The sequence below is a fragment of the Mycolicibacter sinensis genome (assembly GCF_001673565.1).
Lineage (GTDB): Bacteria > Actinomycetota > Actinomycetes > Mycobacteriales > Mycobacteriaceae > Mycobacterium > Mycobacterium sinense_C.
Window position 1 is genome coordinate 91,309 of sequence record NZ_LZMF01000004.1, and the last position, 21,815, is coordinate 113,123.

Sequence of the window (21,815 nt, forward strand, 5' to 3'; positions counted from 1 at the left end):
GTGAAGGACTACGAGTCCCGCGCTCGGCCGCTAATCCGGCTGTGGGACAAGAACATGGACTTCATCGGCCGTATCGGCGGCGAGAAGTCCGTGGATGTCGAGCAGCGCTTGCACGACACCGGCACCGGCACCATCGTCCTGCGCGGCTCGGACTGGATCAATCGCTTCGTCCGCACCGATGTGCGGGCCAACGATGACCTGAACATCACCATCGACCCCTACCCGAACAACCGCAACTGGCGGTGGCGCTACGGGGCCAAGGTGACGGCGGTCCGCAACGTCCGCACCGAGCAGGGCTTGCACGAGCTGCACTTTGACGTAGCCGAGAACCGTGAGCATTGGAAGCACCTGTATTTCGCGGCCACGCCCTGGTTCGCCCCGGAGTTCCAGCCGCTCAAAGCTTGGGTGCTGCCGGGCAACACGCGCACCATCGTTGCCACCACCGGGTTCGTCAACCTGGCGCGTATCTTCTGGCCGCCCTTGGGGATCATCGACAACTTCGTGAACCCCGGCGCATGGGTCAAGCCGCTGACGGACGGGCGGTTGTGGTCGCCGCTGAACTGGCCGATCCAAATGCAGTTCGTCAACCCGTTCACCGACACCAGCCGCTTCTCCGTCATCGCCACCCGCTGGTCGCCGGCTCACGACACCTGCGCGGGACTGCTCAAAGACTCCGGCTGCAACGTGCGGGCCTACACGTGGCTAGAGGAAGACGAGGACTCCCCGCACCCTGAGCTGGCCCAGCTCATCGGCGAGGAAGCTGCACGCCCGGGGCGCAACTGCATCGTGCTCGCCGTCGAGGACAACTCAGGCATGGTCGGCCTGACCGGCACCGCTATCGACGGCGCGATCAACCTCGTGGCCACCACCGCAGATGACCTGATCTCGGAGATTCTGTACGAGTTCCGCGACGCCGACGCCATCGACCCTCGCACCGATCAGAATGTGCCGCCCTACGTGCGTGACATTCTGGGCATCGCGCCGATCCTGCCGAGCATCGTGTTCCGTGACTCCAACGCCCAGACTCCCGTCAAGTCGTCCGAGCGGGCGATCTTCAAGTCGAAAGCCAAGTCGATCCTGGTGGGCGGCAAGAGCCCCGGCTGGGTCAACCAGTTGCAGACGTTTGGAATCAAGTACGGCCTGAGTCAATTTCAGGTGACCAACGTCGACGGGTTAGGCCACTCCACCGGCCCCGCGCCACAAGGCTCCGGCCTCGAAGAGATTTACCAGGGTCAATTCGACAACATGCTCCTGGCCTTCCAGCGCTACACAGATCCCTTGCGTGAGATCGCCGCTGGGGATATGGGCTATTTGGAATACTTCACGCAAGAGGGCGGCGGCACCGCCTACACCATCAGCTCGGCGCTCACAATCCGCCAGGGACACTGGAAGACCCGGCCGTACCAGGCTTTCAAGGTGTCGATCTGGAATCGGCGCCCGTACAACATCTACTACGACTTCGACCTCGGGACGCGCTGCCTGTTCGAGGTTGACAGCCTGTTGTACACGGACCAAATCAACGCCGTTCGCCTGCACTACGACGAGTCCACGCCCAAGACGTTCGATGTCACGGTCGGCACCGATACCGAGCAGGAAGACCCGCTAGGCCAGGCGGTTCGGACGATTCAGACTATGTGGAACGCCGTCGGAACGCTGTTCGGATCGAACGACTTGTACTAGGCCAACTGATGACAACCACCCACACTCCTGACTTGCACGGCTCCAGGCGCGTGCAGGCGACGCAGCGCCCCTTCGGGCGAGCTGCAGCGTCGGCGGGTCGGGTGCCAGGCGTACTGGAGCGTCCGCCAGCACCCGACCCGCATCACCTAACGCCCGTAAGCTCACGTGACGCGGGAATGCTAGATGTCCTAGCGAGTTTGCTGAACGGGCACCTGTGTCCGCAGGCGTCCGTCCGCACCGAACGCCTCAAGGGGCACCGGCAAGCCTCTGACCTGCATCGATGGTGGGGGGTGCCCCTGACCTGCGCCGATGCGCCGCTCGTGGCATAGGCAATTCTCTCCCTCTGTCAGGCTGAAACAGACGGGCGATGTTTGCTGGAATGGACGAAATGTTTGCTGATAGGAGGCAATCATGACTAGCTCCCAATGTCGCCCGACCGGCCGTAAAGGCCGTGACCTGCGCAAGGCCGTCCTCGCCGCCTACGAGCTGGCGGAGCACGAACAGGCTCTACTCGATGACGCCGCCGCCACCGTCGACCTGATCGAGGAACTGTCAGCCCAGATCGAGCGTGACGGCCTGATGACCGAGGGTGGGCGAGTGCATCCCGCCGTGGCCGAGGTTCGTCAGCAGCGCATCACCTTGGCACGGTTGCTCGTCGCGCTGCGCATCCCCACCGAGGACGACGCCGACGGGGACGTGCCGCAGATTCAGGCCGGCGCCCGAACTCAGCGCCGTGGGCTGCGCGGCATCTACGCGGTCGGGGGCAACTGATGCGCCGCCGCCGGCCGCAGCCGCCGCCGGAGGTCGCCGCCACCGCCGACCCGACCAGTTGGCCGCAGTGCGACCGCTGGGACGGCGGCACGCAGCCGTGCTCATGCTGGTTTGGTGAGCACGTCCGCGCCGAGAACCTCGATGTCGACATGTTCGCGGTGCTCGGCGTGCACAAGTGCAACAAGCCGTTCCGTTACGACGAGATTTGAGGAGATTTGAGGGACCGCCAGATCCCGCGAGAAAAAACAGGCTCCCCCTCGAAACGCCTAAGCCACGAGGGGCGAGTTTGGCGCCGAACGGGGCCGGCCCCACCTCTGGCTGGTCACGCTGGTTGCAGCATCCCCGCGTAGGCCTGTCCCGAGTTGGACGACGATATGGACGACGATATGGACGCTGCCCTTAGGAGTGGTCGCGCGTCGACCAGGGCCATCATGATCTCGGGGAACGGCAGCTGGCATCGAGCTGCGATCTCATCGGCCGGGATCTCCGCGGCCAAATCAAGTAGTTCGACACCCACCAGAGTGCCGGTTGAATCGATGTCGATCTGCACATCGTCGCTGATCTCGATTGTCTTGGCGACGGAGTGATCGCTCACCTTGATGTACGCGGCATCAACTTCGGTGTCGATGCTCAGTGTGATGTCGCCGCTCATCAGGTGTCCTTCCACGCTACAGACTTCACTCTAATATTCCCGCTGTGCGCCATGGGGGGTGGCAAGGTCCACACCTTGAGCGCACGCTGCCTATCCGCTCCGTATCCATGGTGACATGTTCCGCCGCCCTGCCCTGGCGTGTGCTGAAAACAGCTCGTCAGCGCATGTTCAATGTCCGAGCGCGTGATGCCTCGTTCTGACATCCGTCGCGGACAATGGCCCCTCGTTGGGATGATCACATTCATTGCGGAGGTGCAACGACATCAAAGGCAAGTCGGCGTTCTTGGACTCCGTCAATATCTATGAATACCTCACAGAGACCCCCGGCAGTCAGTGGGATCGATGTTGCGGCCGCAAACAGAACCGCAATTTTTCCGTCGTATCGAGGTACGTCGGCATCGACGTTGACCGTGCCGTCGATGACGATGTTTAGGTTGCTTGGTGGATTGATCCGGATGGTCAAGCCGACGGATTCGGTGCCCTCCGGCGCCCGGATGCGACCAGCTACCGAAAGGAAGTGTGAGGCGGGCAACGTTGGGGGCCGGATGCTGAGATAGCTTGCACCCACAGCAGTCAACTTGCCTGCTTCGACTTTGGCGTACTCGGCGATGAACGCGTAGTCCAGTTCAGCCACGGTTCGCACCATAACTCCGCGGAGCACGGAGACGCCTAGTTTTTTTCGTGGCGTCACGAAAAACGGCCCCCCGCTCATCGCTGGGGGCCGCTTTCGTGCTGTCGGGAGGGGCTCGTTCACCCCCGCCGATCCGCGAGCCAAGCGACGTTCCCGACCAGGTCGACATGCCGCCGAGCCTCGACGAACGAGTCAAGGAGGTCTGCCAGCGGGCGTAGCTCGTGGAGCGTCCAGACCTCTTCTCGCATCGCGCTAGTTGCGCGCCGGATCCGCTCCCGAAGCCGGGCCTCCTCAATCGGCGCAGCGGTGGTCATTTCGCCGCCACCTCTTCCAGCCTTGAAGAGGTGGACGTGGCTGGGCCTGACAGCGTTTCTGGCGACACCTCAAGGACGAGGCGAAGCATTTCGATGGCGACCAGGGCCGCGTCGGCTGGCTCCAGGTCAATCTCCCCGCCACGATTGGTGACGACGATGCGGCCGGCTTCCTCGAAGACCTTGGTGGTCATTTCGCCACCGCCTCGGCGCCCAGGGTGTCGCCCTCGTCGGCCGCGTCCAGCTCGGCCACCAGCGCAGCGGAGGCGATGAGCGCTCGTCCCAGCGCCTCGGCATCCCGCGCCGACAGGTTGGCAATGACACCAGCCCGGCGCCCTTTCTGCGTGATCTTGATAACGCGCACGATGACACGCGGGCTGGTGTCCGCGACGACCTCGAACCCCTGCGTCCACACGCGCAGATCGCCCGGCTCATCGAGCTGAATCAGGTGCTCGCGGTAGAAAGCGGCGTCATTTGGCGAGCGCTGCCAGTCTCCGACGGAAATAGCGCCGGCTGGCCGGGGGACAGCGGCGAGGGCTGCGGCGGCAGGGTGTGTGGCCTCGTGGATCGTCGTCATCGTGCGACCGCCCCGGCGCTCTGCAGCTGCTCCAGCTCATCGGCAGCGGCCAGGAAGGCGGACCCGACCGCGCGCGCCTTGCCTGCGTCGATATCGCCCAAGTCGCAATCGACGGTGATGCACCGCTCTGTCACCCGGCCGTCGGCCTGCTGGAAACCATGAATCTGCACCCCAATGCCATCGACGTCGCGAACGGTGCCCCAAAAGTGGCGCTCCGGCTCCGATGTGTCGGTGTCTTCCTCCCAGTGGCTGACCTGCGTCGCATCGGCCGGCGGCGGCACATCGGCGAAGGTGGCCGCCAGCTGGTCGCGTCGAACCATGCGCTCGGCCCTGATTCGCAGGCTGAACGGCGTGGCGGTCGTGCCCGGGTTGGACTCGAGGTGTTCAAGGAAGGCTATGTCGCTAGCGCTGAGCTGGCCCGCGAGATCGCGCCAGGTAGGGATGGGTTCGACAAGGTGCAGGCGGGTGGTGTTCGTCATGCTTGGCAGCGTGGCACTGCCCACTGACAAGTCGTTCGTGGCGGTCATGGCGGCTCCTTTGTTTGGAGCCACGCCGCATGTTGCACGCATCTCGCACGGACTTGCATTCGTGCTGGTCAGAAAGTGCCCCCGGCAGGATTCGAACCTGCGGCCTTCTGCTCCGGAGGCAGACGCTCTATCCCCTGAGCTACGGGGGCGCACGTACCACGGGCGCCATGTGGGCTTTGACAGACTAACGCATCGCGAAGTATCTCAAAGAACCGGACGGATTCGGGTCCTGACCACGGAAGACCCTAGGATGGGGCCTCGTGACCCCCGCCGATCTGGCCGAATTGCTCAAGACCACCGCCGCCGCGGTGCTGGCCGAGCACGACCTGGACCCCACCGCGCTGCCCGCGGCGGTCACCGTCGAGCGGCCGCGCAATCCCGAGCACGGCGACTACGCCACCAACCTGGCCCTTCAGCTGGGCAAGAAGGTCGGCGTCAACCCCCGCGAGCTGGCCGGCTGGCTGGCCGAAGCCGTAACAAAAGCCGACGGCATCGCCTCGGCCGAGACCGCCGGCCCCGGCTTCGTCAACATCCGTCTGGACGCCTCGGCGCAGGGCACCATCGTGGCCAACATCGTGGAAGCCGGCCAGAATTACGGCCACTCGAGCGAGTTCGACGGGCTCAACGTCAACCTGGAGTTCGTCTCGGCCAACCCCACCGGCCCCATCCATATCGGCGGCACCCGTTGGGCTGCCGTCGGTGACGCCTTGGGCCGGTTGCTGTCCACCCAGGGTGCCGCGGTCACCCGTGAGTACTACTTCAACGACCACGGCGCCCAGATCGACCGGTTCGCGAACTCGTTGATCGCCGCCGCCAAGGGCGAGCCGGCCCCCGAGGACGGCTACGCCGGGGCCTACATCACCGACATCGCGGCACAGATCCAGGCGAAGGTTCCCGACGCCCTGAACAGTCCCGAGGCCCAGGAGACGTTCCGCTCGATCGGTGTGGACCTGATGTTCACCCACATCAAAGAGTCGCTGCACGAGTTCGGCACCGACTTCGACGTCTACACCCACGAAGACTCGATGCACACCTCCGGCCGCGTCGAGCAGGCCATCGAGCGGCTGCGCGCCAACGGCAACATCTACGAAAAGGACGGTGCCACCTGGCTGCGCACCAGCGCCTACGGCGATGACAAGGACCGTGTCGTGATCAAGAGCGACGGCAAGCCCGCCTACATCGCCGGCGACCTGGCCTACTACCTGGACAAGCGCGAGCGCGGCTTCAACCTGTGCATCTACATGCTCGGCGCCGACCACCACGGCTACATCGCCCGGCTCAAGGCCGCCGCGGCGGCCTTCGGCGACGACCCGGCCACCGTCGAGGTGCTGATCGGTCAAATGGTCAACCTGGTGCGCGACGGTCAGCCGGTCAAGATGAGCAAGCGGGCCGGCACCGTGATCACTCTCGACGACCTGGTCGAGGCCATTGGCGTCGACGCCGCCCGCTACAGCCTGATCCGCTCCTCGGTGGACAGCCCGATCGACATCGACCTGGCGCTGTGGTCCTCGGCCAGCAACGAGAACCCGGTCTACTACGTGCAATATGCGCATGCCCGGCTCTCGGCGCTGGCTCGCAACGCCGCCGAACTCGGCATGACCGCCGACACCGCCAACCTCGGGCTGCTCAGCCATGAGAAGGAGGGCGCGCTGATCCGCAGCCTGGGGGAGTTCCCCCGGGTGCTCAAAACCGCTGCCGCGCTGCGCGAACCGCACCGGGTGTGCCGGTATCTGGAAGATCTCGCCGGGGACTACCATCGGTTCTACGACAGCTGTCGGGTGCTGCCGCAGGGCGACGAGCAGCCGGGCGATCTGCACACCGCGCGTTTGGCGTTGTGTCAGGCCACTCGCCAGGTCGTAGCCAACGGTCTGGGCATCCTGGGCGTGAGCGCACCGGAGCGGATGTGAACGTCCACCCCGCCGGGCCGCGCCACGCCGAGGAGATCCACCACGACGGTCTGCCGCCGCGGCCGCAAACCCCGCAGCAGCTACTCGAGCTGGCGCCGAATGTGTGGCCGCGCAACGCGGTTCGCGGCGACGATGGCCAAGTGAGCATCGCCGGAGTGAAGGTCACCGAGCTGGCCGAGCAGTACGGCACCCCGCTGTTCGTCATCGACGAGGACGACTTCCGTGGCCGTTGCCGCGAGATCGCCGAGGCGTTCGGCGGCGGCGACAGCGTGCACTACGCCGCCAAGGCCTTCCTGTGCAGTGAGATCGCGCGCTGGATCGACCAGGAGGGCCTGAGCCTGGATGTCGCCACCGGGGGCGAGTTGGCCGTCGCGCTGCACGCCGGCTTCCCCGCAGCTCGGATCACCTTGCACGGCAACAACAAATCGGTCGCAGAGCTTCAGACCGCGGTCAACGCCGGCGTCGGCCACATCGTGCTCGACTCGCAGGTCGAGATCGAACGCCTCGAAGCCGTGGCCGCGGCGGCCGGGATAGTGCAGGACGTGCTGGTTCGGGTCACCGTCGGCGTGGAGGCCCACACCCACGAATTCATCTCCACCGCACACGAAGACCAGAAGTTCGGCCTGTCGCTGGCCAGCGGTGCGGCGATGGAGGCCATCAGAAAGGTCTTCGCCACCGAGCACCTGCGGCTGGTCGGCCTGCACAGTCACATCGGCTCGCAGATCTTCGACGTGGCCGGTTTCGAGCTGGCCGCCCACCGGGTCATCGGCCTGCTGCGTGAGGTGGTCACCGAGTTCGGTGTCGACAAGACGGCCCAGCTCTCGGTCGTCGACCTGGGCGGGGGACTGGGCATTTCCTATCTGCCGCAGGACGACCCGCCGCCGATGGCCGAATTGGCCGCCAAACTCACCGCGATCGTGCGGGAGGAGTCGGCCGCGGTGGGCCTGCCGACCCCGCAATTGGTCGTCGAGCCCGGCCGCGCCATCGCTGGCCCGGGCACCGTCACTCTTTATGAGGTCGGCACCGTCAAGGACGTCGACGTCAGCGCCACCGCGCATCGCCGCTACGTCAGTGTCGACGGCGGCATGAGCGACAACATCCGCCCCGCGCTCTATGACGCGCACTACGACGCGCGGTTGGTTTCGCGGACCGGAAACGCCGGCCCGGTACCGGCGCGCATCGTCGGCAAGCACTGCGAGACCGGCGACATCATCGTCCGCGACACCTGGGTGCCCGAAGACCTGGTTCCCGGCGATCTGATCGCCGTGGCCGCCACCGGCGCCTACTGCTACTCGATGTCGAGCCGCTACAACCTGCTCACCCGGCCCGCGGTGGTGGCGGTGCGCGACGGGAAGGCTCGCCTTATGCTGCGCCGGGAAACCGTCGATGACCTGATCAGCCTGGAGGTGAGGTAAGCGTGTCCGAATCCGCGAGTCCGGTGGGCGTCGCAGTCCTCGGATTGGGCAACGTCGGCAGTGAAGTCGTCCGCATCATCGAGGCCAGCGCTGATGACCTGGCCGCCCGGATCGGTGCTCCGCTGGTGCTGCGCGGCATCGGCGTGCGCCGGGTGGCGGCTGATCGTGGCGTGCCGGTCGAGTTGCTCACCGACGACATCGACAGCCTGGTGTCGCGCAGCGACGTCGACATCGTCGTGGAGTTGATGGGCCCCGTCGAGCCGGCCCGTAAGGCGATCCTGGGGGCGATCACGCACGGCAAGTCCGTCGTCACCGCCAACAAGGCTCTACTGTCCCGGTCCACCGGGGCGTTGGCCGAGGCCGCCGAGACCGCGCGGGTGGATATGTACTTCGAGGCCAGCGTCGCCGGCGCGATCCCGGTGATCCGGCCGCTGACCCAGTCACTGGCCGGTGACACCGTGCTGCGGGTGGCCGGCATCGTCAACGGCACCACCAACTACATCCTGTCCGAAATGGACTCCACCGGCGCCGACTACGCCAGCGCGCTGGCCGACGCGAGCGCGCTGGGCTACGCCGAGGCCGACCCCACCGCCGACGTGGAGGGCTACGACGCCGCCGCCAAGGCCGCGATCCTGGCGTCGATCGCCTTCCACACCCGGGTGACCGCCGACGACGTCTACCGCGAGGGCATCGCCAACATCACCCCGGAGGATTTCACCGCCGCACGCGCGCTGGGGTGCACGATCAAACTGCTGGCCATCTGCGAACGCATCACCACCCGCGATGGCCAACAGCGGGTTTCGGCCCGGGTCTACCCGGCACTGGTGCCGCTGGAGCACCCGCTGGCCACCGTCAACGGCGCATTCAATGCCGTGGTGGTCGAGGCGGAGGCGGCCGGCCGGTTGATGTTCTACGGGCAGGGCGCCGGCGGCGCGCCGACCGCCTCGGCGGTCATGGGCGATCTGGTGATGGCCGCCCGCAACCGGGTGCAGGGTGGCCGCGGGCCGCGCGAGTCCAAGTACGCCCAGCTGGCCATCGCACCGATCGGCGACGTCCAGACCCGCTACTACGTGAGCATGGACGTCGCCGACAAGCCAGGTGTGTTGTCCACCGTGGCAGCCGAATTCGCCGCCCACGAGGTCAGCATCGCCGAGGTGCGCCAGGAAGGCGTGACCGACGAAGAGGGCCAACTGATCGGTGCCCGGATCGTGGTTGTCACCCACCGGGCCGCCGAATCGGCGCTGTCGGAAACCGTTGCGGCGCTGGCCGAACTGGATGCGGTCCAGCAGGTCGCCAGCGTGCTACGACTGGAAGGAACAGACCAGTGAGCTCCACCCGGACACCGATCCATCAACCGTGGCCGGGCCTGATCGGCGCCTACCGCGATCGGCTTCCCGTCGGCGACGACTGGACGCCGATCACCTTGCACGAGGGCGGTACCCCGCTCATCCACGCCAAGCGGATCTCCGAACAGACCGGCTGCACCGTCCACCTGAAGGTGGAGGGGCTCAACCCGACGGGTTCGTTCAAGGACCGTGGCATGACCATGGCTGTCACCGACGCGGTGGCCCGTGGCCAAGAAGTGGTGCTGTGCGCCTCGACCGGCAACACCTCGGCCTCGGCGGCGGCCTACGCCGCGCGGGCCGGGATCACCTGTGCGGTGCTGATCCCGCAGGGCAAGATCGCGATGGGCAAGCTGGCGCAGGCGGTCATGCACGGCGCCAAGATCATCCAGATCGACGGCAACTTCGACGACTGCCTGGAGCTGGCCCGCAAGATGGCCACCGACTTCCCGACCATCTCACTGGTGAACTCGGTGAACCCGGTGCGCATCGAAGGCCAGAAAACCGCGGCGTTCGAGATCGTCGACGCGCTGGGCACCGCCCCCGACATCCATTCGCTGCCGGTCGGCAATGCCGGCAACATCACCGCGTACTGGAAGGGCTACCGCGAGTACTTCGCCGACGGCCTGACCGAGAAGCTGCCGAAGATGTTGGGCACCCAGGCCGCCGGGGCAGCGCCGCTGGTGCGCGGTGAGCCGGTCAAGAACCCGGAGACCATCGCCACCGCGATCCGCATCGGGTCGCCGGCCTCCTGGACGCAGGCCGTCGAAGCGCAGGTGGATTCGGGTGGGCGGTTCCTGGCTGCCACCGACGACGAGATTCTGGCTGCTTACCACCTGGTGGCGGAGTCTGAGGGCGTGTTCGTCGAGCCGGCCTCGGCGGCCAGCATCGCCGGACTGCTCAAGTCAGTCGAAGACGGCTGGGTGCCGCGCGGTTCGACCGTCGTATGCACCGTGACCGGAAATGGGCTCAAGGACCCCGACACCGCGCTGAGGGATTTGCCTGAGGTCACCGCGGTTCCGGTCGACGCGGCCACGGTGGCCGCCGAATTGGGGCTGGCCTAGTGGTCCACCTTTTGCCGACCGGGTTGACGGCCAGCGTCGCGGTGGCGGCGTCGAGCGCCAACCTGGGCCCCGGCTTCGACAGCCTCGGCCTGGCGCTGGGCCTCTACGACGAGATCATCGTCGAGACCGTCGACTCCGGGCTGGTGGTGCAGGTCGAGGGGGAGGGGGCCGGCCAGGTCCCGCTGACATCGGATCACCTTGTGGTTCAAAGTATCCGGCGAGGGCTTCGGGAAGTCGGCGTCGATGTTCCCGGGATGGTGGTGCGCTGCCGCAACGCCATCCCGCACCAGCGTGGACTGGGCTCGTCCGCGGCCGCGGTAGTCGGCGGCTTGGCTGCGGTCAACGGCCTTGTCGCGCAAATCGATCGTCCGGGGCTGTCGGAATCCCAATTGATCCAGCTGGCTTCGGAGTTCGAGGGTCACCCCGACAACGCCGCCGCTGCCGTGCTGGGCGGGGCGGTGGTTTCCTGGACGGCGAGCAAGGCCGATGGCGGAGCCGACTATTCAGCGGCGCCGTTGCGGCTGCATCCCGACATCCATCTGTTCCCGGCGATACCGCAACTGCGGTCGTCGACCGCGGAGACCCGCATGCTGCTGCCCGAGCAGGTCAGCCACCGCGATGCTCGCTTCAACGTCAGCCGTGCCGCGCTGCTGGTGGTCGCGCTGACCGAGCGGCCCGACCTGCTGATGGTGGCGACCGAGGATCTGCTGCACCAGCCGCAGCGCGCCTCGGCGCAGCCCGAGTCGGCGCAGTACCTGCAACTGCTGCGCCGGCATGGCATCGCCGGTGTGCTCTCGGGCGCCGGGCCCGCGGTGATCGCGCTGAGCACCGCGACCGAATTGCCTGCTGAGGTGCTTGAGGCTCCGGCGGCGCGTGGGTTCACTGTGGCCGAGATGCCGGCCGGCGACGCAGTCAAATGGAACACCGGGGTCGTAGTGCCCGGTTGAGGGCACACCGCCCGTTACTTGTTGCGTCCAGCTCCGAACCGGGCTATCCTCGGTCCCGTCCCGCATTCGCGGCATCAGCACCTGGCTCAGACTGCGATGTCACTGGGATGCCACCAAATTCTTCCCGTAGCTGACGGTTTGCGATTTGACGCCGTCGATACGGGTATCACCGTTTAACAGTCGACGGTGACACGCACTCGGCGATTCCGCTGGATGCACCCAACCCCTCGCGTGACAAAACCGACGAGGGAAGAAAGGAAATCCGTGACCGAAACGGACCTCTTCACGGCTGAAGGCAGCACCGCACAGGATGCGCCGTCGACCCCCCAGAGCACTCCCGAGACTCCGAGCCAGAGCGCTCCCGAGGCCTCCAGTGCCGGCGGCGACGTGACCGCGGCGTCCGACGCGCAAGCCTCCACGGCCCCCGCCGCCGCGGAGTCGGCCCCCGCTGCGGCACCGGACAACGGTGCCGCGACAGCCACATCGGACTTGTCGGGGATGGTTTTGCCCGAGTTGCGGGCGCTGGCCAATCGCGTCGGCGTCAAAGGCGCCTCCGGGATGCGCAAGAGCGAGCTGATCGCGGCGATCCGCGAGGTCGGCGGCAACGGCGGTAATGGCGGCGGCGCCGCGGCTCCGAACGCCGAGACCCCGAAAGCCGAGACCCCGAAAGCCGAGACGTCGAAGGCCGAGGCCGCCGCGAACGGTGCGGCCAATGGCGCCGAGCCCGCCTCGGCCGAGTCCGCGCCGGCCGAAGCCACCGAGGGCGAGGCCACGGACGCACCGCCTCGTCGGGAACGGCGTAGCGCCCGCCGCGACAGCGGCGCACCCGCCGGCGACGGCGGCGAGCAGGACAAGGGCGAGGCCCGCAAGCAGGACAAGCAAGACAAGCAGGACAAGCCCGAAGAGAAGGCCGAGCAATCCGGCGGCCGCCGCGACGGCGGCAAGTCCGAGGAATCGGCCCAGGCCAAGGGCGACGAGCAGAACCGGGGCCAGCAGGGTGGCCAGCAGAACCGGGGCCAGCAGGGTGGCCAGCAGAACTCCGACGATGACGATGACGGGCGCGGGGGCCGGCGTGGCCGGCGCTTCCGGGACCGCCGCCGCCGTGGCGAACGGGGCGGTGAGGGCGGAGACGCCGAACTGCGCGAGGACGACGTCGTGCAGCCGGTCGCCGGCATCCTCGACGTGCTGGACAACTACGCGTTCGTGCGGACCTCCGGCTACCTGGCCGGTCCCAACGACGTCTACGTGTCGATGAACATGGTCCGCAAGAACGGGCTGCGCCGCGGCGACGCGGTGACCGGCGCGGTGCGGGTGCCCCGCGACGGTGAGCAGCCCAACCAGCGGCAGAAGTTCAACCCGCTGGTGCGGCTGGACTCGGTCAACGGCGGCCCGGTCGAAGAGGCCCGCAACCGCCCCGAGTTCTCCAAGCTGACCCCGCTGTACCCGAACCAGCGGCTGCGCCTGGAGACCTCCGGGGAGAAGCTGACCACCCGCGTCATCGATCTGATCATGCCGATCGGCAAGGGCCAGCGCGCGCTGATCGTGTCGCCGCCCAAGGCCGGTAAGACCACGATCATGCAGGACATCGCCAACGCGATCACCCGCAACAACCCCGAATGCCACCTGATGGTGGTGCTGGTCGACGAGCGGCCCGAGGAAGTCACCGACATGCAGCGCTCGGTCAAGGGTGAGGTCATCGCCTCCACCTTCGACCGGCCGCCGTCAGACCACACTCAGGCCGCCGAGCTGGCCATCGAGCGGGCCAAGCGCCTGGTCGAGCAGGGCAAGGACGTGGTCGTGCTGTTGGACTCGATCACCCGGCTGGGACGGGCCTACAACAACGCCTCGCCGGCGTCGGGCCGCATCCTGTCCGGTGGTGTGGACTCCACCGCGCTGTATCCGCCCAAGCGGTTCCTGGGCGCGGCCCGCAATATCGAGGACGGCGGCTCGCTGACCATCATCGCCACCGCGATGGTGGAGACCGGGTCCACCGGTGACACGGTGATCTTCGAGGAGTTCAAGGGCACCGGCAACGCCGAGCTCAAGCTGGACCGCAAGATCGCCGAGCGCCGGGTGTTCCCGGCCGTCGACGTCAACCCGTCGGGCACCCGCAAGGACGAGCTGCTGCTCTCGCCGGACGAGTTCGCGATCGTGCACAAGCTGCGCCGGTTGCTGTCGGGGCTGGATTCCCACCAGGCCATCGACCTGTTGATGAGCCAGCTGCGCAAGACCAAGAACAACTACGAGTTCCTGGTCCAGGTCTCCAAGACCACGCCGGGAATGGACAACGACTGATCGGCGTTTTGGGGGAGCGACAGCGCAGCTGGCATAATCGAACACCTCAGGTTCCGGTTCACGTCCAGCCCACAGGCGGGCGACCCGGCGACCCACGATCGAAGAGGACACCATGAAATCTGGCATTCACCCCGCCTACGGCGAGACCACCGTGGTCTGCGGATGTGGCAACAGCTTCACCACCCGCAGCACCAAGGAGAGCGGCCACATCGTGGTCGAGGTCTGCTCGCAGTGCCACCCGTTCTACACCGGTAAGCAGAAGATTCTCGACAGCGGCGGCCGGGTCGCCCGCTTCGAGAAGCGCTACGGCAAGCGCAAGTCCGGCGCCGCAACCGACGCAGCCGAAGCCGCCGACAAGTAGCGTCCTCACCGACGCCCGGAACGTGTCCGCACGTCACCCGGGCGTCGGCTTGCGTTCGGGGATGGAGGTGAGATGACCCAAAGCATGCAGACGGTCGAGGCTCTGCTGGCCGAACACGCCGCGCTGGAAACTCAACTCTCCGATCCTGAACTGCACAACAATCCGGTCGAGGCCCGCCGAGTCGGACGCCGCTTCGCCCAGTTGGCGCCCATCGTCGCCACCCACCGCAAGCTCGAGTCCGCCCGCGGCGACCTGGAGGCCGCCCGGGAGCTTGCCGCCGACGACGCGTCCTTCGCCGCGGAGGTGCCCGAACTGGAGGCCCGCGTCGCCGAACTGGACGGCGCGCTCACCGACATGCTCGCGCCCCGCGACCCGCATGACGCCGACGACATCGTGCTTGAGGTCAAATCCGGCGAGGGCGGTGAGGAGTCGGCGCTGTTCGCCGCCGACCTGGCCCGGATGTACATCCGCTACGCCGAACGGCACGGCTGGTCGGTGACGGTGCTCGACGAGACCACCTCGGACCTCGGCGGCTACAAGGACGCGACGATCACCATCGCCAGCAAAGGCGATAGCGCCGACGGCGTCTGGTCGAAGATGAAGTTCGAGGGTGGGGTACACCGCGTGCAGCGGGTGCCGGTGACCGAATCCCAGGGGCGGGTGCACACCTCCGCCGCCGGAGTGCTCGTCTATCCCGAGCCGGAAGAGGTCGGCGAGGTCCAGATCGACGAATCGGACCTGCGCATCGACGTCTACCGGTCCTCGGGCAAAGGCGGCCAGGGCGTCAACACCACCGACTCCGCGGTGCGCATCACCCACCTGCCGACCGGGATCGTGGTCACCTGCCAGAACGAGCGGTCCCAGCTGCAGAACAAGGCCCGTGCGCTGCAGGTTCTGGCGGCCCGGCTGCAGGCCGTCGCCGAGGAGCAGGCGCAGGCCGACGCCTCGGCTGATCGCGCCAGCCAGATCCGCACCGTGGACCGCAGCGAACGCATCCGCACCTACAACTTCCCGGAGAACCGGATCACCGACCACCGCATCGGTTACAAGGCGCACAACCTCGACCAGGTTCTCGACGGAGACCTTGACCCGATGTTCGATGCGCTGGCCGCCGCCGACAAGGAATCCCGGTTGCAGGGGACGGCGTGAGCAGACTCCGGGACGCGATCGACTCCGCAACAGCGGTCTTCGCCGATGCCGGAATCGACTCGGCCCGATACGACGCCGAAGAACTCGCCGCGCATGCCGCCGGCACCGAACGTGGCCGGCTGGCGCTGCTGGATCCGCCCGGCGATGTCTTCTTCGGGCGCTACCGGGAATTGGTCGCCGCGCGCCGATCCCGGATCCCGCTGCAGCATCTGATCGGGACCGCGCCGTTCGGTCCGGTGACGCTGCACGTCGGTCCGGGAGTGTTCGTCCCGCGACCGGAGACCGAGGCGATGCTGGATTGGGCCCTGCGACAACAGCTTCCCGGTGCTCCATTGATCGTTGACGCCTGCACCGGCTCCGGTGCCCTGGCGATCGCGTTGGCCCATTGTCTTCCCGGCGCCCGGGTGCTCGCCGTGGACGACTCCGAAACCGCACTGCGCTATGCGCACCGCAACTGCGCGGACATGGCGGTGGAATTGGTCTGTGCCGATGTCACCGCGCCCGGCCTGCTGTCGGAGCTGGACGGCCGAGTCGACCTGATGGTCAGCAATCCGCCCTACATCCCCGAGGGCGCAGCTCTGGATCCTGAAGTGGCCCAGCATGATCCGGCGCATGCCCTGTTCGGCGGCCCGGACGGCATGTTGGTGATCACCTCGTTGGCGGCCCTGGCCGCACGCCTGCTGCGCCCCGGTGGCCTGTTCGCCGTCGAACATGACGACACCACCGCGGCGGCCACGGTCCAAACCGTGCACGACGCTGGATCTTTTGAGGACGTGGTGTCCCGATCGGACCTGGCCGGCCGGCCCCGGTTCGTGACAGCGGTCAGGAACGATCAACCATGACAGAGGTTTTCGACTGCGCCGATATCGACCAGCGCGCGGCCGGGATCGCGGCGGCGATCGACGCGGTCCGTGGCGGCCGATTGGCGGTGCTGCCAACCGACACCGTCTACGGCATCGGCGCCGATGCGTTCAATGCCGCCGGGGTGACCGCGCTGCTGGCAGCCAAAAGACGTGGTCGCGACATGCCGGTGGGGGTGCTGGTCGGGTCGTGGAACTCCATCGACGGGCTGGCCCTGGTGGTACCCGATACCGCTCGTCAGCTGATCCGGGCGTGCTGGCCGGGTGCCCTCAGCATCATCGTCACCCAGGCGCCGTCGCTGCAGTGGGACCTCGGCGAGGCCCGCGGCACGGTCATGGTGCGCATGCCGCTGCACCCGGTGGCCCTCGAAGTACTCAAAGCCGTGGGCCCGATGGCCGTGTCGAGCGCCAACGTCTCCGGAGGCGCCCCGGCCGTCGACGCCGCAGAGGCGCGCCGCCAACTCGGCGAGGCCGTCGACGTCTACCTCGACGCGGGCCCGGCCGAACAGGGGGAGGCCTCGACGATCGTCGATCTGACCGGACCCGCGCCCCGCATCGTCCGGAGCGGGCCGGTCTCGGCCGAGCAGATCGGTGCGGTGCTGGGCCTGGACCCGGCCGCGCTGACGGCGGCGCCGTGACCAGCCTGCTCGCGCTTGCCGACCGTGGCGCCGGTGTGCCGCTGCGGGAGCTCGCGCTGGTCGGGTTGACCGCCGCGATCATCACCTACTTCAGCACCGGGCCGGTCCGCTGGCTGGCCACCCGACTCGGTGCGGTCGCCTACCCGCGGGAGCGCGACGTGCACGTGCAGCCGACCCCGCGGATGGGCGGGCTGGCGATGTATGTCGGCATCGTCGCCGCGATCTTTTTGGCATCCCAGCTGCCCGCGCTCACCCGCGGCTTCGTCTACTCCACCGGCATGCCGGCGGTGGTGCTGGCCGGCGGGGTGATCATGGGCATCGGCCTGCTCGACGACAAGTGGGGCCTGGATGCGCTGACCAAGTTCGCCGGCCAGATCACCGCGGCCAGCGTGCTGGTCACGATGGGCGTCGCCTGGAGCGTGCTCTACATCCCGATCGGCGGAGTCGGCACCGTGGTCCTCGACCAGGTGTCGTCGATCCTGCTCACCCTGGCGCTGACGGTGTCAGTGGTCAACGCGATGAACTTCGTCGACGGACTCGACGGACTGGCGGCTGGGCTGGGCCTGATCACGGCACTGGCGATCTGCATGTTCTCCGTCGGCCTGCTCTCCGATCACGGGGGCGACGTGCTGTTCTACCCGCCGGCGCTGATCTCGGTGGTGCTCGCCGGTGCCTGTCTGGGCTTCCTGCCGCACAACTTCCATCCCGCCAAGATCTTCATGGGCGATTCCGGATCGATGTTGATCGGGCTGATGCTGGCCGCCGCCTCCACGACCGCGGCGGGCCCGATCTCGCAGAGCGCGTACGGCGCCCGCGACGTCTTCGCCCTGCTCTCGCCCTTCCTGCTGGTGGCGGCCGTGGTGTGCGTGCCCGCACTGGACATGCTGCTGGCGATCATCCGGCGCACCCGAGCCGGCCGCAGCCCGTTCAGCCCCGACAAGATGCACCTGCACCACCGGCTGCTGCAGATCGGCCACTCGCACCGCCGGGTGGTGTTGCTGATCTATCTGTGGGTGGCGATCGTCGCGTTCGGCACCGCCGGCACCATCTTCTTCGATCCGCGCTATACCGGGGCGGTGATGCTGGGGGCGATGCTCGTCGCGATCGTCGTTACGCTGATCCCGCTGCTGCGGCGCGAAAACGGCCTAGAAGACAGCCCCTACGACACGCGGTAGTAGCACCGTCTAGGATGGTGCTGTAGGTGGTTCCGCAGCGCGATCGGGGATCCGATACGCTCGGCGGGCAACTTCACGACAGTGACACAGCGCAATTCGAGATTGGGGTGAGGCGGTGACGACACCAGCGCAGGATGCGCCGTTGGTGTTGCCGTCGGTGGTATTCCAACCGATTCGGCTGCTGCTGATCTGCATCGCGTTGACCGGTGTCGCGATCGCCGCGGCCGCTCAATTCGGCCGCCCGCTGTTCGGCGTGTTTTTCGGGCTGGGCCTGGCGCTCGGGCTGGGCAATGCGCTGCTGATCCGCCGGTCCGCGCTGAGAATCACCGCCCAGGACCACCCGCTGAAGAAGAAGATGGCGCTGAATTCGGCGTCCCGTCTGCTGGTCATCAGCGCCATCGGCCTGGCTATCGCTTACCAGTTCCGGCCCGAGGGCCTCGGTGCGCTGTTCGGGTTGGCGCTGTTCGAGGTGGTGCTGGTGCTGACGACCATGCTGCCAGTGGTAAAAAAGCTCCGCGCGCAAGCGTCAGAGTCCGGCGCTGAAGGGACGGAAAATGACTGAGTCGATCCTGGCTGAGGGTGGCATCGAGGTCGGCCACCACGAGACCGCGGTATGGCCGCTGGTCGGTGAGGTCAACATCGACACCATCACCTCCACCGCGATCGCCGCGGTGATCGTGATCGCCCTGGCGCTGTTCTTGCGTGCCAAGGTCACCTCGACCGGAGTTCCCGGCGGCGTGCAGCTGTTCTTCGAGGCGATCACCATCCAGATGCGCAACCAGATCGAGGGCGCCATCGGGATGAGGATCGCGCCGTTCGTGTTGCCGCTGGCAGTCACCATCTTCGTGTTCATCCTGGTCTGCAACTGGCTGTCGGTGTTGCCGGTGCAGTACTCCAAAGACGGCAGCGTCCACGAATTGCTCAGCTCTGCTGCGGCCGACATCAACTTCGTCCTGGCGCTGGCGCTGCTGGTTTTCGTCGGCTATCACCTGGCCGGGTTCTGGCGTCGCGGCCTGGTGGGCCACCCGCTACGGGTGCTCAAGGGTCACGTGGCGATCCTGGCGCCGATCAACCTGGTCGAGGAGATCGCCAAGCCGGTCTCGCTCTCCCTTCGTCTGTTCGGCAACATCTTCGCCGGCGGCATCCTGGTCAGCCTGATCGCGTTGCTGGGGCCCGTTTACATGGTGGCGCCGAACGCGATCTGGAAGTCCTTCGACCTGTTCGTCGGACTGATCCAGGCGTTCATCTTCGCGCTGCTGACCATCCTGTACTTCAGTCAGGCCATGGAGCTCGAAGAAGACCACCACTAGTACGACCTGCACGACCACATCAGACCTGGTAGAGCCCTACCAGCTAAGCAAGGAGGATAGGAAATGGCAGATCCCAATCTGATCGGACTCGGTGCCCTCATCGGCGGCGGTCTCATCATGGGCGGTGGCGCCATCGGCGCCGGTATCGGTGACGGTATTGCCGGTAACGCGTTGATCGCCGGTATCGCTCGGCAGCCCGAGGCCCAGGGTCGGCTGTTCACGCCGTTCTTCATCACCGTTGGTCTGGTTGAGGCGGCCTACTTCATCAACCTGGCCTTCATGGCGTTGTTCGTCTTCGCGACTCCGATCGCCGCGCAGCAGTAACGCACGAGATGGGTGACATGAGCGTTGTCGTGCTGGCCGTGAGCCAGGCGGCTGAGGAAGGCCCGAAGAAGAGCTTCCTTGTCCCCGACGGCACCTTCTTCGTCGTGCTCGCGATCTTCCTGATCGTGCTCGCCGTGATCAGCACCTTCGTGGTGCCGCCGATCATGAAGGTGCTGCGGGAGCGTGAGAACATGGTCACCAAGACTCTCGCCGACAGCAGGCAGGCGGCCGAGCAGGCCGCAGCCGCCGAGGCCGACTACGAGCAGCAGATGGCGGCGGCTCGGGTGGAGGCCTCGGCGGTGCGTGACGAGGCACGAGCCCAGGGCCGCGCGGTCTTGGACGACATGCGTGGTCGGGCGGACACTGAGGTGGCCGCCACCCTGCAGAGCGCCGACGAACAACTCAAGCGGGACGGCGAGGCCATGGCGACGGAATTGCGCGCCAAAGCCGAGGACCTGTCGGCGACCCTGGCGGGCCGGATTCTCGGCGTGGACGTATCGACGGTAGGACGGTAGCTGGGTATGGACGGCATTTTCCTCGGGCAGCTCGTCGGTTTCGGGCTGATCGTCTTCCTGCTGGTGCGTTTCGTCGTGCCGCCGGTGCGCAGACTGATGGCGGCCCAGCAGGAGTCGGTGCGCCAGCAGCTGGCAGAGGCGGCGGCCGCGGCCGACCGCCTGGCCACCGCCGACCAAGCCCACGCCGACGCGGTGGCACGGGCGAAGACGGAGGCGCAGCGGGTCACCGAGGAAGCCCACACCGACGCCGAACGCATCGGTGCGCAGTTGCGCACCCAGGCCGACGCCGAAGTGGAACGCATCAAGGTGCAGGGCGCCGCCCAGGTGCAGCTGCTGCGTGCGCAACTCGTTCGTGAGCTGCGTGCCGACCTCGGCGACGAATCCGTGCGTCGGGCCGGCGAACTGGTGCGCGATCACGTCAGCGACCCGGGGCGGCAGTCGGCGACCGTGGATCGATTCCTTGACGAACTCGACGCCATGGCTCCGAAGTCGGTCGAGGTGGAATCACCCATCCTGGCCCGGTTGCGTTCGGCCAGCCGGGAGGCGCTCAACGGCCTGCTGGACAAGTTCGGTGAGGTGGCCGGCGATCTCGACGAGCAGGGACTGGCCACGCTGGCCGGTGACCTGACCGCGGTCGCCGAGGTGTTGGAGCGCGAAACGGTGGTGACACGCCACCTGACCGTTCCGACCGAAGACGCCGCTCCCAAGGAGCGTCTGGCGCAGCGGCTGTTCGCCGACAAGATCGGCGCCCCGGCGCTGACATTGGTGACCGACGCCGCGTCGGCCCGGTGGTCCAACGGTGCCGACCTGGTCGCTGCCGTCGAACACGTCGCCCGCCAGGCACTGCTGCTGTCTGCCGAGCGCGCGGGCAAGGTCGATGAGGTGGAGGACCAGCTGTTCCGGTTCTCCCGCATCCTCGACGCGCAACCCAGGCTGGACACCCTGCTCAGCGACACCGCGACGCCGGCGGCCGGCCGGGCGGGGCTGCTGCGCAACATCATCGGAAACGCCAGCGGCACCAATGCGATCACGACGGCGCTGCTGGAGCAGACGGTCCGGTTGCTGCGCGGTCAATCCGCGCACCAGGCGGTGACCGACCTGGCCCAGCTCGCCGTGGCACGCCGCGGTGAGGTGGTGGCGCACGTCGGCGCGGCCGCCGAACTCAGCGACGCCCAGCGCACCCGGCTGAACACCGTGCTGAGCCGGATCTACAGCCACCCGGTGCGGGTGCAGGTCGGCATCGACCCGGCACTGCTGGGCGGGTTGACGATCTCGGTCGGCGACGAGGTGATCGATGGGACGCTGTCCTCGCGCCTAGCCGCCGCCAAGACGCACTTGCCCGACTGACCAAGACCTACCCGGT

General features: G+C 67.2%; 24 protein-coding genes and 1 tRNA gene. 19 read left to right on the plus strand and 6 right to left on the minus strand.

The genetic code is table 11. The annotated features are described in order from the left end of the window. Positions 1 to 54: 54 nt before the first annotated feature. The 3 genes from A5648_RS00450 (at position 55) to A5648_RS00460 (ending at position 2,660) form a co-directional block, all read left to right on the plus strand. Positions 55 to 1,680: a hypothetical protein gene (locus A5648_RS00450; protein ID WP_207511548.1), complete on the plus strand. Its 1,626-nt coding sequence runs from the start codon at positions 55 to 57 to the stop codon at positions 1,678 to 1,680. A gap of 411 nt (positions 1,681 to 2,091) precedes the next feature. Beyond that, a complete protein-coding gene (locus tag A5648_RS00455) occupies positions 2,092 to 2,451 on the plus strand; it encodes a hypothetical protein (RefSeq protein WP_065022649.1) in 360 nt (119 codons plus the stop codon). Continuing rightward, complete coding sequence (locus A5648_RS00460) at positions 2,451 to 2,660, plus strand: hypothetical protein (protein WP_065022650.1); 210 nt, start codon at positions 2,451 to 2,453, stop codon at positions 2,658 to 2,660. The genes A5648_RS00455 and A5648_RS00460 overlap by 1 nt, the downstream gene beginning before the upstream one ends. A 113-nt stretch (positions 2,661 to 2,773) precedes the next feature. Here the strand turns inward: A5648_RS00460 and A5648_RS00465 are convergent, their stop codons facing one another. The 6 genes from A5648_RS00465 to A5648_RS00490 form a co-directional block, all read right to left on the minus strand. Then, the gene (locus A5648_RS00465; protein ID WP_065022651.1) at positions 2,774 to 3,103 is read right to left on the minus strand and encodes a DUF2283 domain-containing protein; all 330 of its coding nucleotides are present in this window, start codon (positions 3,101 to 3,103) and stop codon (positions 2,774 to 2,776) included. Between the two features lie 241 nt (positions 3,104 to 3,344). Continuing rightward, positions 3,345 to 3,737: a DUF6941 family protein gene (locus A5648_RS23570; protein WP_131810493.1), complete on the minus strand. Its 393-nt coding sequence runs from the start codon at positions 3,735 to 3,737 to the stop codon at positions 3,345 to 3,347. 307 nt (positions 3,738 to 4,044) lie between these two features. Continuing rightward, entirely contained in the window at positions 4,045 to 4,239 is a 195-nt protein-coding gene (locus A5648_RS00475) for a hypothetical protein (RefSeq protein ID WP_065022653.1), read from the minus strand. Next, positions 4,236 to 4,622: a hypothetical protein gene (locus A5648_RS00480; RefSeq protein ID WP_065022654.1), complete on the minus strand. Its 387-nt coding sequence runs from the start codon at positions 4,620 to 4,622 to the stop codon at positions 4,236 to 4,238. Before A5648_RS00480 ends, A5648_RS00475 begins: the two co-directional genes overlap by 4 nt. Further along, a complete protein-coding gene (locus tag A5648_RS00485; RefSeq protein ID WP_065022655.1) occupies positions 4,619 to 5,149 on the minus strand; it encodes a hypothetical protein in 531 nt (176 codons plus the stop codon). The genes A5648_RS00480 and A5648_RS00485 overlap by 4 nt, the downstream gene beginning before the upstream one ends. Positions 5,150 to 5,225: 76 nt before the next feature. Beyond that, positions 5,226 to 5,298 (minus strand) — tRNA-Arg (locus A5648_RS00490). 111 nt (positions 5,299 to 5,409) lie between these two features. Here A5648_RS00490 and argS point away from each other — a divergent pair. From argS to A5648_RS00570, 16 genes are all read left to right on the plus strand, one after another. Next, the gene (argS, locus tag A5648_RS00495) at positions 5,410 to 7,056 is read left to right on the plus strand and encodes an arginine--tRNA ligase (RefSeq protein ID WP_065022656.1); all 1,647 of its coding nucleotides are present in this window, start codon (positions 5,410 to 5,412) and stop codon (positions 7,054 to 7,056) included. Then, positions 7,053 to 8,471 carry a diaminopimelate decarboxylase gene (gene lysA, locus A5648_RS00500; RefSeq protein ID WP_065022657.1) on the plus strand — a complete coding sequence of 473 codons (1,419 nt, stop codon included), beginning with the start codon at positions 7,053 to 7,055 and terminating at the stop codon, positions 8,469 to 8,471. The genes argS and lysA overlap by 4 nt, the downstream gene beginning before the upstream one ends. A gap of 2 nt (positions 8,472 to 8,473) precedes the next feature. Further along, positions 8,474 to 9,799, plus strand: coding sequence for a homoserine dehydrogenase (locus tag A5648_RS00505; RefSeq protein ID WP_065022658.1), 1,326 nt, complete (start codon positions 8,474 to 8,476; stop codon positions 9,797 to 9,799). Beyond that, positions 9,796 to 10,878, plus strand: a complete 1,083-nt coding sequence (gene thrC / locus A5648_RS00510; RefSeq protein ID WP_065022659.1) for a threonine synthase — start codon at positions 9,796 to 9,798, stop codon at positions 10,876 to 10,878. Before A5648_RS00505 ends, thrC begins: the two co-directional genes overlap by 4 nt. Continuing rightward, positions 10,878 to 11,825, plus strand: a complete 948-nt coding sequence (gene thrB, locus A5648_RS00515; protein WP_065022660.1) for a homoserine kinase — start codon at positions 10,878 to 10,880, stop codon at positions 11,823 to 11,825. Before thrC ends, thrB begins: the two co-directional genes overlap by 1 nt. A 264-nt stretch (positions 11,826 to 12,089) precedes the next feature. Next, positions 12,090 to 14,120, plus strand: coding sequence for a transcription termination factor Rho (gene rho / locus A5648_RS00520; protein ID WP_065022661.1), 2,031 nt, complete (start codon positions 12,090 to 12,092; stop codon positions 14,118 to 14,120). 112 nt (positions 14,121 to 14,232) lie between these two features. Next, complete coding sequence (gene rpmE / locus A5648_RS00525) at positions 14,233 to 14,481, plus strand: 50S ribosomal protein L31 (protein ID WP_065022662.1); 249 nt, start codon at positions 14,233 to 14,235, stop codon at positions 14,479 to 14,481. Between the two features lie 72 nt (positions 14,482 to 14,553). Next, complete coding sequence (gene prfA, locus A5648_RS00530; RefSeq protein WP_065022663.1) at positions 14,554 to 15,630, plus strand: peptide chain release factor 1; 1,077 nt, start codon at positions 14,554 to 14,556, stop codon at positions 15,628 to 15,630. Then, positions 15,627 to 16,472 carry a peptide chain release factor N(5)-glutamine methyltransferase gene (gene prmC, locus A5648_RS00535; protein ID WP_065022664.1) on the plus strand — a complete coding sequence of 282 codons (846 nt, stop codon included), beginning with the start codon at positions 15,627 to 15,629 and terminating at the stop codon, positions 16,470 to 16,472. Before prfA ends, prmC begins: the two co-directional genes overlap by 4 nt. Beyond that, positions 16,469 to 17,128 carry an L-threonylcarbamoyladenylate synthase gene (locus tag A5648_RS00540; protein WP_065022665.1) on the plus strand — a complete coding sequence of 220 codons (660 nt, stop codon included), beginning with the start codon at positions 16,469 to 16,471 and terminating at the stop codon, positions 17,126 to 17,128. The genes prmC and A5648_RS00540 overlap by 4 nt, the downstream gene beginning before the upstream one ends. Next, positions 17,125 to 18,303, plus strand: coding sequence for a glycosyltransferase family 4 protein (locus A5648_RS00545; RefSeq protein ID WP_207511550.1), 1,179 nt, complete (start codon positions 17,125 to 17,127; stop codon positions 18,301 to 18,303). Before A5648_RS00540 ends, A5648_RS00545 begins: the two co-directional genes overlap by 4 nt. Positions 18,304 to 18,418: 115 nt before the next feature. Beyond that, entirely contained in the window at positions 18,419 to 18,865 is a 447-nt protein-coding gene (locus A5648_RS00550; protein WP_065022666.1) for an ATP synthase subunit I, read from the plus strand. Beyond that, positions 18,858 to 19,613, plus strand: coding sequence for a F0F1 ATP synthase subunit A (atpB, locus tag A5648_RS00555; RefSeq protein WP_065022667.1), 756 nt, complete (start codon positions 18,858 to 18,860; stop codon positions 19,611 to 19,613). Before A5648_RS00550 ends, atpB begins: the two co-directional genes overlap by 8 nt. A 63-nt stretch (positions 19,614 to 19,676) precedes the next feature. Beyond that, positions 19,677 to 19,937: a F0F1 ATP synthase subunit C gene (locus A5648_RS00560; protein WP_019735417.1), complete on the plus strand. Its 261-nt coding sequence runs from the start codon at positions 19,677 to 19,679 to the stop codon at positions 19,935 to 19,937. 8 nt (positions 19,938 to 19,945) lie between these two features. Beyond that, on the plus strand, positions 19,946 to 20,452 hold the full coding sequence (locus A5648_RS00565) for a F0F1 ATP synthase subunit B (RefSeq protein WP_065022668.1): 507 nt from the start codon (positions 19,946 to 19,948) through the stop codon (positions 20,450 to 20,452). Positions 20,453 to 20,458: 6 nt separating this feature from the next. Beyond that, positions 20,459 to 21,799, plus strand: coding sequence for a F0F1 ATP synthase subunit B/delta (locus A5648_RS00570; RefSeq protein ID WP_065022669.1), 1,341 nt, complete (start codon positions 20,459 to 20,461; stop codon positions 21,797 to 21,799). The last annotated feature ends 16 nt before the right edge of the window (positions 21,800 to 21,815 follow it).